The organism is Nocardia sp. JW2 (assembly GCF_051843015.1).
In the GTDB taxonomy this organism is placed as follows: domain Bacteria; phylum Actinomycetota; class Actinomycetes; order Mycobacteriales; family Mycobacteriaceae; genus Nocardia; species Nocardia coubleae.
In genome coordinates this window covers 174,761-188,935 of sequence record NZ_JBPXLK010000001.1, presented here as the reverse complement: position 1 = coordinate 188,935, position 14,175 = coordinate 174,761, and the positions used below count along the sequence as shown (strand labels likewise).

General features: G+C 70.1%; 13 protein-coding genes. 7 read left to right on the top strand and 6 right to left on the bottom strand.

Annotated elements, in window-relative coordinates; translation table 11 throughout:
* Window positions 1–3 precede the first annotated feature (3 nt).
* Window positions 4–1,209, top strand: coding sequence for a hypothetical protein (locus ACSVDM_RS00875; protein WP_439262002.1), 1,206 nt, complete (start codon window positions 4–6; stop codon window positions 1,207–1,209).
* Here the strand turns inward: ACSVDM_RS00875 and ACSVDM_RS00870 are convergent.
* Window positions 1,148–2,101, bottom strand: a complete 954-nt coding sequence (locus tag ACSVDM_RS00870; RefSeq protein ID WP_439262000.1) for a hypothetical protein — start codon at window positions 2,099–2,101, stop codon at window positions 1,148–1,150. The two genes, ACSVDM_RS00875 and ACSVDM_RS00870, sit on opposite strands and share 62 nt — an antisense overlap.
* A gap of 383 nt (window positions 2,102–2,484) precedes the next feature.
* Between ACSVDM_RS00870 and ACSVDM_RS00865 the strand changes: the two genes are divergently transcribed.
* Window positions 2,485–4,701, top strand: coding sequence for a hypothetical protein (locus tag ACSVDM_RS00865; protein ID WP_439261998.1), 2,217 nt, complete (start codon window positions 2,485–2,487; stop codon window positions 4,699–4,701).
* Here the strand turns inward: ACSVDM_RS00865 and ACSVDM_RS00860 are convergent.
* Window positions 4,698–5,633, bottom strand: coding sequence for a LysR family transcriptional regulator (locus tag ACSVDM_RS00860; RefSeq protein WP_225280536.1), 936 nt, complete (start codon window positions 5,631–5,633; stop codon window positions 4,698–4,700). The two genes, ACSVDM_RS00865 and ACSVDM_RS00860, sit on opposite strands and share 4 nt — an antisense overlap.
* A gap of 55 nt (window positions 5,634–5,688) precedes the next feature.
* Window positions 5,689–7,191, bottom strand: a complete 1,503-nt coding sequence (locus ACSVDM_RS00855; protein ID WP_439261996.1) for a flavin-containing monooxygenase — start codon at window positions 7,189–7,191, stop codon at window positions 5,689–5,691.
* Window positions 7,192–7,285: 94 nt separating this feature from the next.
* Here ACSVDM_RS00855 and ACSVDM_RS00850 point away from each other — a divergent pair, with 94 nt between their 5' ends.
* Entirely contained in the window at window positions 7,286–7,825 is a 540-nt protein-coding gene (locus ACSVDM_RS00850) for a GNAT family N-acetyltransferase (RefSeq protein WP_439261994.1), read from the top strand.
* Window positions 7,826–7,828: 3 nt separating this feature from the next.
* Here ACSVDM_RS00850 and zapE read toward each other — a convergent pair whose 3' ends face one another.
* Complete coding sequence (gene zapE / locus ACSVDM_RS00845; RefSeq protein ID WP_067492879.1) at window positions 7,829–8,848, bottom strand: cell division protein ZapE; 1,020 nt, start codon at window positions 8,846–8,848, stop codon at window positions 7,829–7,831.
* A gap of 35 nt (window positions 8,849–8,883) precedes the next feature.
* On the opposite strand from zapE, the gene ACSVDM_RS00840 reads away from it, so the two are divergent.
* The 4 genes from ACSVDM_RS00840 (at window position 8,884) to msrB (ending at window position 13,097) form a co-directional block, all read left to right on the top strand.
* Window positions 8,884–9,645, top strand: a complete 762-nt coding sequence (locus tag ACSVDM_RS00840) for a pyrimidine reductase family protein (RefSeq protein WP_439261991.1) — start codon at window positions 8,884–8,886, stop codon at window positions 9,643–9,645.
* Between the two features lie 31 nt (window positions 9,646–9,676).
* Window positions 9,677–11,230, top strand: a complete 1,554-nt coding sequence (locus ACSVDM_RS00835) for an alpha/beta hydrolase (protein ID WP_439261990.1) — start codon at window positions 9,677–9,679, stop codon at window positions 11,228–11,230.
* Between the two features lie 81 nt (window positions 11,231–11,311).
* Window positions 11,312–12,631 carry a glycosyltransferase family 87 protein gene (locus ACSVDM_RS00830; RefSeq protein ID WP_439261988.1) on the top strand — a complete coding sequence of 440 codons (1,320 nt, stop codon included), beginning with the start codon at window positions 11,312–11,314 and terminating at the stop codon, window positions 12,629–12,631.
* Window positions 12,632–12,671: 40 nt separating this feature from the next.
* Window positions 12,672–13,097, top strand: a complete 426-nt coding sequence (msrB, locus tag ACSVDM_RS00825) for a peptide-methionine (R)-S-oxide reductase MsrB (RefSeq protein WP_378665668.1) — start codon at window positions 12,672–12,674, stop codon at window positions 13,095–13,097.
* A gap of 3 nt (window positions 13,098–13,100) precedes the next feature.
* On the opposite strand, the gene hemQ is transcribed toward msrB, so the two are convergent.
* Both hemQ and ACSVDM_RS00815 read right to left on the bottom strand, forming a co-directional pair.
* Window positions 13,101–13,796 carry a hydrogen peroxide-dependent heme synthase gene (gene hemQ / locus ACSVDM_RS00820; protein WP_357145720.1) on the bottom strand — a complete coding sequence of 232 codons (696 nt, stop codon included), beginning with the start codon at window positions 13,794–13,796 and terminating at the stop codon, window positions 13,101–13,103.
* A 43-nt stretch (window positions 13,797–13,839) separates the two neighbouring features.
* On the bottom strand, window positions 13,840–13,989 hold the full coding sequence (locus tag ACSVDM_RS00815; protein ID WP_439261985.1) for a hypothetical protein: 150 nt from the start codon (window positions 13,987–13,989) through the stop codon (window positions 13,840–13,842).
* Window positions 13,990–14,175 lie beyond the last annotated feature (186 nt).

Genomic DNA, 14,175 nt, shown 5'->3' with positions numbered 1-14,175 from the left:
ATCATGAGAGAACCGGGCCACGACATCGCCGCCGACGTCTCGTTCGAGCTCGAGGAGCTCGACGAGCTGGTCGGCGAACTGCTCGTCGACCACGCCGAACGCGCGGCACGCGAGGCGCGGGTGGTCGGGCTGCGCCTGGGCATCGGCGGGCAGCGCCCGGAAACCCTCACCCGCGTCGGTGCCCGCTACGACCTCGCCCGCGACCGTGCCCGTCAGCTCTACACCAAGGCGATCGGGCGCATCCTGCGCGAGGCCACCCGATCCGGACACCGCTCCGCCGAGGTGTTCGCACACCGATACCCGCGTGAGGCGGGCGATCTGCGCCTGGTGCGCACCCTGCTCACCGAGACCTACGCGACCGACACCGACCTGGTCGCCATGGAATGGTCGTATCTGAAGTTGCGCCTGGCCGGACACGACCAGACCGACGCCCGGCGGGTCGCCGGCTATGTCATGCAGCGAATCCTGGGCTGGCAGAAGAAGACCGCGAGCATCCTCGCCAAACTGCACGCCCCGGACGACGACATCGACGACCTGGACGCCGTGCTCGCGGGGACCGACTGGCCGGACGGCTCCCCCGCCCCGTTACCCACCGTCTCGGCGCGGGTGGCCGACGCCGACGACGACGGGCGCGGCCGGTTCTACCTGGCCAAGGCCGGGCGCGACGTCGCCTACGACTCGGCGCTGGTCGCCCGCCTGCTGCGCACGCTCGACGCCAGCCCGGCCGTCGCGGCATTCCAGGAGGAACCCGCCGCCCTCACCTACACGTTCGCGGGTGAGAACCACGTGCACTATCCCTCGGTCGCCGCCCGGCTCACCGACGGCCGGACGGTGCTGATCGATGTGGTACCGCTGGGCCGGACCATGTTCCACCACAACAGGCTTCAGGCCGATCTGGTGCGCGCCCACGCCCACGAACGCGGCTGGGGTGCGCTCACCTGGACCGGCAGCGCGATCGGCACCGCACAACTGCGCACCCGTGCCGTCGACGCGGCCGCCGAACAGCGCATCGCCACCGACCTGGCCACCGGCCCCTACGACCGGGTCGGCCTCGCCGCCGTGCTCACCGAGACCGGCCTCGACCTACTCGACCTGGCCGCCCTCGTGCTGCGCAACGACTGGCAGTTCGACCGGTTGCCGATGCGGCTCAGCGCATCACCATCGCCCCGGCGAGCACCGCGACAACCAGCAGCATCGCGCAGCAGGTGAGCCACTGCCACTGATCGAGGGTGCGATCCATCCGGGTGATGGTGGCGCGCAGGCCCGCCGCGGTCCGCTGCTGGGCGAGAAGCTCGCTGCGCAAGCCGGCCAGGGTGATGGCATGGGCGTCGGCGGCCGCGGCCGCGCGTTCGATGCGGTGATGCAGCCTGGTCACCAACCGCTGCTTGTCGCGCACGGCCTGTCGCGAGACCGCCAGTTCCACTCGCTGGTCGCGCAACTGATTGCGCTGACGTTCGATCATCGCGGCCTGCGCCGCCGTGTGCTTTTCCCAGGTGCCCACCTCGGCCCACCCTCCGTTCATCACATCCACATGACCCCAGGCGATGTCGTCCGCCACCCAGCCCTCGAGGAACTCCCGCAGCGCCCAGCCCGCCCGCACCGGTGCGGCGAAACCGGACTCACCGGCGGTGAGCATGCCCTGATCGATGCGGTATTCGGCACCGGCGGGCGCGAAGTCGGCGATACCGACCGCGGGCACCAGCGGCACCCAGTACCCGCGCGGGACCACCCACAGCACGTCGTCGATGCCCGCTTCGCGCAGGCGTTCGCGGTGCGCGCGGGCGGCGGTGATGTCGAGGGGGCCGCTGCGCACCTCGACCACGCCGCGCCGCTCGCCACGGCGCCAGTAGATGTCGACGGGGATATCGCCCACCCGGGCGTCCACCTGTGCCTCGTCGGCGCCCGCCGCCGTCAGCCTGCCACAGATCCAATGTTCGAGCCGCTGGGTATTCCATTGCTTCGCAACACAATCGGGGCAACCACAGCCGTAACCGGTGCGTTCGGGCGCCGCGCGACGACCGCCCTCGGAGATCCCGAGTTCGTCGAGCAGCGCCCGCCGTCCGCACACCACCTGGGTGTCGCTTCGCCGCTTCGTCCTCACACCATCACTCCCTCACCGGGGCCTGCCGTACGCCCCGCGCCCACGACCTGCACTCAGGTTCCCGCAGCCGCCGACACGCCGCCAGCCCCCTTGACCCGCACTCGGGTGCGTCGCCGTGTGGTGATCGAGATCACAACGACGACATTGCTTGTATATCAAGCCCTTTCATTGTGCCAACGTCGCACGGACCGGCGAAGATCTTGATCATTTCGATACACAGACCGGCCGGGTTGCCGGTCCTTTTCGTCCCGATTACGAAAAGGTTCGGCGCGTCGCCTGGCGCACCGGCCGAGGATCACTACAACGCGTCGGCGGGCACCGGTGGATATGATCGCAGGCGGCCGAGGCGGGCACGCTCGCCGTCCACCGGAAGTAGGGTGTGCATGAACCACGCTGAGCACGACGAAACCATCGGGTCGATGCTGGCGAATATCGCCGCGGCGCTGCGTGAGGTCAGCGAGAAGCTCGATGTCGTCGCCGCGCGCGTCGCCCAGGAGGTCCCCGGCTTCCCCGGTGACGACGAGGACGTGCCCGACCAGCTCCGCATCCGCCGCCTCGAAGCCTGGGCTTTCCATGCGTCACAGGACATTTCCCGGCTCAGCGCCCGCCTCGACGCGCTCGACGGCGGCGACGATCCGGCCCCACCACCCGCCCGTGGGCGCAGCAGACGAGAAGTCCGTGAGGCCGCCGAGCGGGCCGCCGCCTACGAGGAAGCCAGCAAGCCGCCGCTGGAGCGCCGTCAGTCGAGCCGCTCGGTCCCCGACCACCTCGGGGATCCCACCTGGCCCATCACCGCTCCCCCGGTCCCGCGCGCGACGACCGAACCGCAGAGCGGTGCGGTTGCGGGCGAACGTGGTCGGGCCGCGTCGCACGAGGAGGGCGAGCCTCGTACCGCCGCGTTCGCGGTCCAGTCGTCGGGGCTCGGCGATCCTGAACCCCAGGCCGTCCGCGCGTCGAACGTGGCGCGCGGTGACACCGCACAGCGGCCGAAGGTGAACGGCGCGCACGCACCGGAAGCGACTGTGCGGGAAGCCGTCCCGAATGCGCAGCGTGTGAACGGCCGGCTGCCCGCGCAGCCGGAGCGAGAGACTCCGGCGCGTGGGGTGGCCGACGACATCGCGGCGCAAGGAGTCGGTCTCGCCGCGAATCGTGCTGTTCCGCTCCCGGATTCGACCGATGAACTCGGCCGCCACGATGAGGAGGCCGCGACCGTTTCGGGCGGGTCCGCGAGCGTCGAACGCGCCCGGCCGGTCGGCAAGGTCCCCACCGAGACCCGTGGCACCGAACGCCACACCACTTCCGGCAATGTGACCTGGTCGCCCAACGGAGTCGATCCGCAGGCTCAGCGCAACGGATCCGGCCCCCACCGGGCAACCGACCAACGCGCCCCCGTCGCACACGCCAGCGGATCGGAAGACTTGCGGCACAGCTCATTCGACGCCGGCACGGCGGGCGAGCGGGTCGGCGATTCCGGCGATGCGCGCCGCGCCGCACATGCGTCGGGTCACGTCGACGACCAGCAGGCGAGCTCGGCGCGCGCACCGATGGCCGGCACGGGTGGGCACTCGGGTCCGGGTGAGCAAGAACGTGCCGGAATCATCCCGGACGAAGATGCTCACGCGGCCGAAGCCCGGATCGTGACGAACGGGACGACCTTCAACGGGTTCGCCGATCGGTCGGGTTCCGGGCCGAAGAACGGCAGTGCCAACGGGATCCAGTGGTCCTTCGACGACGACGTGGAGACGACCCTTCCCACCCCGCCGCGAAACGGTCACGCCCGCAACGGCTTCACCACGGACTCCCGCGGTGAGTCCGTCTTCGCCGACTTCACGCCTCGCAACTCGACCACCACCGACAAACCGGCAGCCCCCGCCCGTTTGGTCGCCCCGCCACCCGTCGATTCGGCCCAGGTCGACGCCGGACACGTGCCTGGCCGCGCCACCGCGCCGTCGGAGCACCTCGACCAGGCACCTCGGTCCGAGCCGTCGGTCGGCGGAACCGCCTACCGGACCAGCCCGGCGACGGAATCCGTCGACCGGTCCGGCGGAACAGCCCTGCCTGCGGACCACCCGCATCAGGCGGGCCACTCCGCCCAGGCGGCGGGCGATCCCGGGCGGACACACCAGCAGGCGGACCGCATCACCCAGGGCGTTCAACCCGGCCCGTCCGACGAAGCGGCGAGCGGCCGAGGCGAGCAATCCAGCCGACCGCACGGTCACAGCACCGAGGAGACCGACCGGACGTTCGGACAGGACGCGAACACAGGTCCGCTCGCGGCCCAGGCGGCTCACAGCACCGCGCGATTCACCAACTCCGACAACGAGACCGGGACCCGGCACGGCCGACCCGCCGCCCCGGCGGTCGACCTGCCCGCCGTCCACACCTCGTCGAGCGCCGACGACAACCTCGGCCCTGCCCCCATCCCCACGGCCACCGACCCGGCAGGCATCACGGTGACCGGCACCTACCGTGCCTTCGACCTCGAATCCGCCGCCCACGTGGACAAATTGCAGGCCATGCTCGACGAGCTCAAGCGCTCCGCCGGCCTGCCACCCGGCCGCCGCGACGTCTTCGGTCCGCCGACGCAGGACCTCGGCTAGACGGCGACTCCCACCGAGCGCACATCGGGCACCTCCGGTGCGTCGCGCAGTACCGTCGCGACGAGTTCGCGCACGGCGCGATGGCCCGCGTCGGCGGTATTGCGCGGATGCCAGGCCATGGCGACGACGGGGGCGGGCAACGGCAGTGGGATCTCGAAGGTGGCCAGGCCGAGCGCCTGGCAGGCCGGGCGGGACAACGCCGCGGGGGCGGGGCAGATCAGCTCGGTGGTCGCCACGGTGAACAACGCGGTCGCCAGATCGGCGACGGTCGCGACCACGCGGCGGGTGCGGCCGTGCAGGGCGAGGCGGTCGTCGATGGGACTGTGGGTGCGGCCGGTGGGTGACACCTCGAGGTGGCGCGCGGAGGCGTAGGCGGCGACGGTGGGACGGTCGGCGGCGAAGGGATGGTCGGCGGCCGCGACACCGACCCAGCGGTCGCTGAACAGCCGCTGCACAACGGTTTCGGGGTCGGTGCGGCCGAGCACGCCCACCTCGATGTCGACCTGCCCGTCGCGCAGGGCAACGGCACTGTCGGCGGGGTCCGCGGCCAGCAGCCGAACCGTCACGCCGGGCAGTTGCGCCCCGACCGCGCCCAGCAGCGGTCCCGCGAGCCGCGCCGCCACCGCATCACCCACGCGGACCACGAAATCCCGCTGCCTGCGAACACCGCCGCCCTCGTGCGAGGTGAGCAGCACCCGGCTCGCCTCGACCAGCGCCGCCACGTCCTGGCGCAGTTCCAGCGCGCGCGGGGTGGGCACCAGATGCCTGCCGGAACGCACGAGCAGCGGGTCACCGAACACCTCACGCAACCGGGTCAGGGTTCGGCTCATCGCCGAGGTGGAGGTGTGCAGTCGCCGGGCCGCCTCGGTGACGCTGTTGGTGTCGAGCAGCGCGTCCAAGGCGGGCAGCAGGTTCAGATCCAGCGCTTCCACGCGAGGATTATCACCAACGCCCGGTTCGCCACCAAGCGGCCGCACCGCGTGTCGGTTATCCCTCGACCACCGCGACCGGTGTCGGCGCCGGGGCGGCGTTGCGGTTGCGCAGCACGCCGCGGTAGGTCGCGGGCCGCACCGGGCGCACCCACTGCCCGAGCCGGGCCGACAGCGGCAGCGGGGTGCCGAGGTCGTCGAGCATCTCGTCGATATTGCCCAGCGAGAAGGGGATCACCGACGCACCGTGCGCGTGCGCACCGTTGCTGCGGGCCCGCGACCAGGCGAGGCGTTCGTCGATGTCGTTGTTCATCAGTTCGGCGACCGGCGGCACGAAGGCGCCGGTGAGCAGCCCCGCGATCCAGTGCGCGCCGACCTCGGCGCTCAGGGCGCTCACATTGGAGCTGTTGTAGCCGGCGAAACTGAGGTTGGGCACCTCGACGGGCAGGATGTGGCGGTAGAGCCGGAAGTCGCCCGCCTCGTCGGTGAGCGAGCGGCGCACGAACGGGGTGAGGAACGGTACCTCCTGACGATATCCGGTGGCGCACACCACGATCTCGGCCAGTTTCAGCGTCCCGTCGGACAACCGGACCGCGGGCCCGTGCTGCCCGCCGATGAGTTCGACGATCTCGGCGTCGCGGTGCACGGCGATGCGGCCCGCCTCGACCTGATCGAAGAACCCCTCGGTGGCCAGCGCGGCGCTGCTGGTCGCCATCTCGGCCAGCGGACTGTCGGGGACCAGGCCGAGCTCGCGCAGCCGCAGCTTGCGCGTCACCCGTTCCTGCAGCAGGTCGAGGTTCGCCTCGCGCAGGGCGAGCCGGTCGAGCAGGCGTTCGGCGCGGTGGCCGAACCGGGACGGGAAATGCGCCTCGCCCGCGCGGGTGAGCAGCAATCGTTCGTAGTCGGTGCCGAATCCGAACTTGCGCGGCATCTTCCAGGTGAGCCTGCGGGCGACCACGCTGGTCTCGTCGGCGAGATGACTCACCGCCTCGGCCACATCGCAGGCCGACTTGCCGTACCCGACGACGACCACCGAACGGTCGCGCGCCAGTTCGGCGTCGTGGAACTGCGAGACGTGACACAGCTGCCCGCCCGCGGCACGGAAGGCGGCCGCACCGGGCAGGTCCGGCAGCACCGGGTCGCTGTACACACCGTTGGCGACGATCAGGTGATCGCAGGTGCTGCGGTGCACACCCATCCCGTCGCGGATCTCGAGCAACCAGCCACTGTCGACCGGGTCGGCCGCGACCACCTCGGTGCCCAGCCGCAGATTCCCGGTGAGACCGAACTTCTGCGCGTACCCGGCGAGGTAGGCCTGCATCTGCTGACCGTCGGGCCAGCGCGGGTAGTCCTCCGGCATCGGGTGGTCGCTGAAGTGGTTGGTGTGCTTGCTGTTCTGTGAACGCAGGCCCGGGTAGCGGCGGGTGACGCTCCACACACCGCCCACGTCAGGGGCTCGGTCGAAGACTTCGACCGGGAACCCGGCCTGACTCAACACCTTCGCGCAAGCCAATCCCGCAACTCCCGCACCGACGATCCCGATGCGGCTACCGCTAGTCATGGGCAGGAGAGTACTCGGGACCGCCGTCACGGTGCCACCGCCGCGATGCCCACAGTGCTGTCTACCACCGCCACGCCCGTGCTGTACTGGAACGATGACCAACAGCTCCGTCGTCGTCGACCGGGCCGGACTCTGGGACGCCGAAGCCCTCAGCGATGTGGCGACCGCGACGTTCCCGCTGGCCTGTCCCCCGCAGGCCGACCCGGCCGACATCGAGATCTTCCTGACCCAGATGCTCTCGGGCGACCGTTTCGGCGAGTACCTGTCCGACCCGGATCGCACGGTCCTCAAGGCCGTCGACGGTGACGAGATCGTCGGCTACGCCATGTTGATCGCGGGCAGGCCGACCGATCCGGCCATCGACGCACAGGTCAGCCCGGGGTCGGTGGTCGAACTCAGCAAGATGTACGTGCTGCCCGGCCACCACGGCACCGGCGTGTCCGGTGCGCTCATGGACGCCGCCGTCGATTCCGCGCGCGAGGCGGGCGCCGACGCGGTGTGGCTCGGGGTCAACCAGGACAACGAACGCGCGCAACGCTTCTACGGCAAGCACGGGTTCGTGCGGGTGGGCACCAAGACGATGACCGTCGGCAACCAGGTGCACGACGATTTCGTCTTCGAACGGACGCTGTGATCCCTAGGCGGTAGCGGCCTCGAACCGCGACAGCGCGAGCAGACGCGAGATGGCGCGCAGGTACTTCTTGCGGTACCCGCCGTCGAGCATCTCCTGGGAGAAGATCTCGTCGAGCTTGGCGCCGGACACGGTGACCGGGATACTCGCGTCGTAGAGGCGGTCGGCGAGCACGACGATGCGCAGCGCGACGGCCTGGTCGGTCACCGGGTGCACCCCGGCGACGAATACCGAGGTGACGCCGTTGATGAGCGCGCCGTACTTCGACGGGTGCAGGGTACTCAGGTGCGTCAGCAGGGCGTCGTAGTCGTCGAGGGTGGAACCCGGTGTGGCGGCGGCCCGTTCGGCCAGCACCTCGGGCGAGGTGGGCTCGGGAGCCGGCGGCAGGTCGCGGTGGCGGTAGTCGGGACCGTCGACGCGCACCGGCTCGAAGATGGCGCCCAGCTTCTTGATCTCGCGCAGGAAGTCCTGTGCGGCGAAACGGCCTTCGCCGAGCTGGCTCGGCAGGGTGTTGGACGTGGCCGCGATCGAGACGCCCGCGGCGGACAGCTCGGTGAGCAGGCGCGAGACCATCGTGGTGTCGCCCGGGTCGTCGAGTTCGAACTCGTCGATGCACAGCAGGCTGTTGGCGGAGAGCCGTTCCACGGCGTTGACGAAACCGAGGGCACCGACCAGGTTGGTCAGTTCGCCGAAGGTGCCGAACGACTTCGGCGCGGGCGCGCTGTGGAAGATCGAGGCGAGCAGGTGGGTCTTGCCCACACCGAAACCACCGTCGAGGTACAGGCCCGCACCGGTGACGGCCTTCTTCTTGCCGAAGAGGCTCTTCTTCGACGCGGCCTTGTGGATCTTGGCGACCTGACCGGCGAATTCCTCCGCCTTGCGGACCGCGGCCGCCTGGCTGGGTTCCTTGGGGTCGGGAATGTAGGAGGCGAAGCTGACCTCGTCGAACATGGGCGGGGGCACCATCTGGGCGACGAGCTGGTCGGCCGGGACCTCCGGGTGGCGATCGACGAGGCGTTCTTGCATGTGCGAATCGTACGGACGTGGTTGCATCGGTACCTATGCAGCGTATCCCTAATGTGACCCAGCTCGCAGATCTCGACGCCGACGCACTGGCCAGGAGCTATGCGTACCCGAGGCACCTGGAGCGGCCGTGGGTGCGGGCCAACTTCGTCAGCAGCATCGACGGCGCGCTCGCCGTCGACGGGGTGACGAAGGGACTGGCCACCCCGGCCGACAAGCTGGTGTTCAAGCTGCTACGCGAGCTCGCCGACGTGATCCTGGTCGGTGCGGGCACCGTGCGCACCGAGAACTACGGCGGCGCCCGCACCGACGACGAACACCGGCGTGCGCATTTCCGGCACGGGGTCGGCGGCAGCGAGGACGGCAGCCCACCACCGATCGCCGTGGTGTCGGGCAGCGCGAATCTCGATCCGGCGGCGCGGCTGTTCACCGACGCGCAGACCCCGCCGCTGATCCTCACCACCGCCCAGGCCGACAAGGACCGCGTCGCCGCGCTCGAGGACGCGGGCGCGCAGGTGGTGGTCGCGGCGGAGTTCGCGATCACGCCCGCTGCGCTGCTGCGGGTGCTCACCGAGCGCGGATTGCCGCGGGTGCTGTGCGAGGGCGGACCACATCTGTTCGGTCAGCTGGCCGAGGCCGACCTGGTCGACGAACTGTGCCTCACCACGGCGCCGCTGCTGGTCGGCGGGGCGGGCGGGCGAATCTCGCTGTCGGCGAAGCAATTCGGTACCTCGATGGCACGCAAGCAGTTGGTGCTCGACGACGACGGCACCGTACTGGCCCGCTGGGCCCGTCGATGAAACCCGGCGCCGAACCTGGCAGGGTGTAGCCATGCGCTTGACTCGGGCCGCGGTAACGGCCGCGACACTGTCGATCATGCTCGCGGGCTGCGGGGCGGGACCGTCGGATCGGCCCGTCGTCGCGGTGGAACGGCCGGGCGCCGGTGGAGTGGCGACCCAGGAGCCCGCCACCGAGGATCTCGGCACGGCCGAGGTCCCCAAATCCGATCTCACCTGGCGCGACTGCACCGAGTCGACCATCAGCTCGCTGGCCTTCGGCGACGTGCCCGCCGGACTCGTGCTCGAATGCGCCGATTTCTCGACGCCCATCGACACCGCTGGCACCGTGCTCGGCACCTTCCGCGCGGGCGCCCTGCGTGCCCGGCTTCCCGAGACCCCCACCGATGTGGCCCCGCTGGTGCTGACCTCCGGCGCCGACCGGTCCTCGGCCTCCACCCTCGCCGGTCTGGCCATCGGCCCCAACCGGGCGCTGCTCACCGCGCAGCCGGTCGTGGCGGTGGATCGGCGCGGCATCGGCGCCTCCCAGCCCATCGACTGCATCCCGGCCCAATTGCGCGCGGTGCTGACCGATCTGGGGCAGACCGGGGTGGGCAACGCCGACCAGGTCGGTGCCGTCGCCGGTTTCAGTCAGGACGCGACCATCGCCTGCCGCGACTTCCTGCAGCCCTACGAGGGCACCTTCGACGCACCGCACGCCGCCGACGACATCGAACAGCTGCGCAAACAGTGGCAGGTCGAGAAGATCAACCTGCTCGGCGCGGGCAACGGCGGCAAGGTCGCGCTCAGCTACGCGCGCCGCTACGGCGACCACCTGGCCCGGCTCGTCCTCGACGCACCGGAACCGGTGGGCGCCGACGCGGCGACCATGGCCGAGGCGCGCGTCACCGGCGCCGAGGCCGCGCTCACCGCGTTCGCCCAGCGCTGCAAGGCGGCCAATTGCGCCCTCGGACCCGATCCGCGCGCGACGGTCGTCGGGTTGATGAACAAGGCGACGGCCGGCGGACTGGGCGAGGTGACGGCCGCCGACCTGGCGACCGCGCTCACCGGTTTCCTGTCGAGCCCGCGCGGAGATCAGAACACCCGGGTCACCGCGCTTGCCGACATCCTCGCCGCGGCCGACCGCGGCGATCGGGGGCCGCTGATCGCACTGGTCGGGCGTGAGGCGGCGGCGATCTCGTCCGACGGCGAGTTCGTGAACCGGTGCACCGACAGCCAGCAACCGCCCACTCCCGATCGGGCCCGCGAACTGGCCGACACCTGGGCGGGCAAATATCCGGTTTTCGGTCGCACCGCCGCGATCGGGCTGATGGTGTGCTCGGCGTGGCCCGTCTCCACCGCCCCGCCGCTGCCCGATGACCTGTCGCTGCCCGTGCTGGTGTTCGCCGGTGCCGCCGACCCCGTCGTCGGCGGGGCCGCGGCCTCGGTCACCGGCGCGCTCGGCGCCGCGGGCGCCCGGCACGCCACCATGACCTGGCAGGGCTGGGGGCATCCCGTGGTCGCGCATTCCGGGTGCGCGCAGCAGGCCGTCAACGCCTACCTCGCGGACGGGAAACTGCCCGCCGACGGCGGCGCCTGCCCCGCCTGATCCCCATCCGACCGGCGCGTCACGGCGCGTCGGACGGGTCCGGCGACACCATCGCAACCCGATCCGGTGTACCGTGCCCCAGTGTTGTTCCGACAGCTCGAGCCCCGCACCGCTCGCACCGCCGCCGAGGTGATGAAGTTCGCATTGTGGCCGTTCGCGGTCATGACGGTGCTGAACCGTGTCTTCATCAAGGCGATCAACGGTTTCGTCACCGACGACTATCGCCCGGTGTACAACGCCTCGTTCGAGTTCTTGAACGGCAGGCCCGTGTACACGGCCAACTTCGACTCGGTCGACCCTCATTACCTGTACCCGCCCAGCGGAACCCTGGTGATCGCGCCCGTCGCGATCATCGAGTACGAGCTGTCACGGTGGCTGTTCATCGCCTTGAACGCCGCGGCGATCCTGCTTGCCTGGTACCTGCTGCTGCGGTTGTTCAAGTTCGGCATCGGTTCGGTGGCCGCGCCCGCGCTGCTGCTGGCGATGTTCGCCTCCGAGACGGTCATCAACACGTTGGTGTTCACCAATGTCAACGGGTGTCTGCTGCTGGCCGAGCTGGCGTTCATTCATCTGTTGCTGCGGCGGCGTGATCTGTGGGCGGGCGCCGCGCTAGGCCTGAGCATCGCCGTGAAACCGACATTGGCTCCGTTGCTGCTCGTCGCGGCGGTGCGCGGGCAGTGGAAGGTGTTCATCACCGGTATCGGTGTGCCTGTCGCGCTCACCGCGGCGGCCTGGCCGCTGTCGAAGGACCCCGAACGGTTCTTCACCCACGTGCTCCCCTACCTGGCACAGACCCGCGACTACTTCAACAGCTCGGTCGGCGGCAACGGCGCCTACTATGGCTTGCCGCACTGGCTGATCCTGCTGGTGCAAGTGGTGATGGCCGGTGTCGTCGCGGTGTCACTGTGGCTGCTGTGGCGCTACTACCGCGATGACGAACTGTTCTTCGTCACCACGTTCTCCGGTGTGCTGCTCACGGCCTCGTTCCTGCTGCCCTCGCTGGGCCAGATGTACTACTCGATGATGCTGTTCCCGTTCCTGATGACGGTGGTGCTGCGCAACTCCGTGCTGCGCAACTGGCCGGCCTGGCTGGCGATCTTCGGGTTCATGACCTACGACAAGTGGTTGTCGGACCGCTGGCAGGACATCGGGCGCACGCTCGAATACCTGCGCGTCACCTTCGGGTGGGGACTGCTGCTCATCGTGGTGTTCTGTGTGCTGGGCGATCGCTACCTGGCCGCCCGCCGCGAAGGCAGGCTGGAGTTCGGCATCGACCCGGCCTGGATGGCGAAGGCGCCCGACTCGCGCGACGGCGTCGAGAAGAAGCCGGCCCCCGCACCGGCGCCTGACCGCGACGATCCGGTGGCACCGGTCGAGGAACGCGAACCCGCCCTGAAGTAGCGTTTCGGCGCGCGCGGCGCGAAACCATTAGCGTGGAGTGATGAGTTCCGATACCTCGTTGCCCGCGCCGCGCATCCAGCTGACGCCGCAGGAGTGGCGGGCCAAACTGAACCCCGAGGAATACGCCGTGCTGCGTGAGGCCGCCACCGAGCGACCTTTCGTCGGCGAATACACCGACACCAAGACCGAGGGCGTCTACACCTGCCGGGCGTGCGGTGCCGAATTGTTCCGCAGCACAGAGAAATTCGACTCGCACTGTGGGTGGCCGTCGTTCTTCGACCCCGCTGATTCCGACGCGGTGATCCTGCGCCCCGACGACTCGCTCGGCATGCGCCGGGTCGAGGTGCTGTGCGCGAACTGCCACAGCCACCTCGGCCACGTCTTCGAGGGCGAGGGTTACCCCACCCCCACCGACCAGCGTTACTGCATCAACTCGATCGCGCTCAAGCTCGAGCCGAAAGAGTAGGGCCTACGGCAGCGCGTTGATCAGTTGCTCGACCTCCACGCGCGGGCCCGTGAAGAACGGGATCTCCTCGCGGACGTGGAGGCGGGCCTCGGTAGCACGCAGGTCGCGCATGAGGTCGACGATGCGGTGCAGTTCGGGGGCCTCGAACGCCAGGATCCACTCGTAGTCGCCGAGCGCCATCGAGCTCACCGTGTTGGCCCGCACGTCCGGGTAGCCACGGGCGGCCTTGCCGTGGTCGGCGAGCATCTTGCGGCGTTCCTCGTCGGGCAGCAGGTACCACTCGTAGGACCGCACGAACGGGTACACGCAGATGTAGTTGCCCGGGTCCTCACCGGCGAGGAACGCCGGGATGTGGCTCTTGTTGAACTCCGCCGGGCGGTGCACGGCCACATTGCTCCACACCGGGGCGCTGGCCTTGCCCAGCTCGGTGGTGCGCCGGAAATCGGCGTAGGCGGCCTGCAGGTCCTCGACCCGTTCGGCGTGGGTCCACAGCATGAAATCGGCGTCGGCACGCAATCCGGCCACGTCGTAGATGCCGCGCAACACCACGCCCTTGTCGGCCAGCCCGTCGAAGAAGGTCTGCGCCTCCTTGATCGCCGCCGCCCGGTCGTCGCCGAGCACGCCCGGCTGTACCTGGAACACCGAGAACATCAGGTACCGGATGGTGGAATTGAGGGCCTGGTAGTCGAGTCGCGCCATGAATCCATGGTGCCACTGCGCGGATTTCGCGCGGCGGCCGGGATCAGTCCAGGTGGTGCTCGACCGCACGCCACGGCGAGGATTCGTCGGCGCGGAAGACGGCCGTCACGGTGGTCGCCTCCCCCGCGTGTAGTTCGACGGGACCGAGATCGGGGTCGAGGATCAGGGTCGGTCGCTCAGCGGGACTGGTCACAGCGGGCGATCATGCACGAGCGCTATCGCCGATGGTGGTAGCCACGCCGCGATCGGGTATGTGCATTGCGACCCGGATCGGCTTCGGCCTGCGTTCGTGTCGTGCCGGTGGAGCGCGGGCCCGGACGCAGCGGACGCGGTTCGCGGTTCGCGTCGACCGGAGTCTTCGGGCCGCGTACGGTCGCGC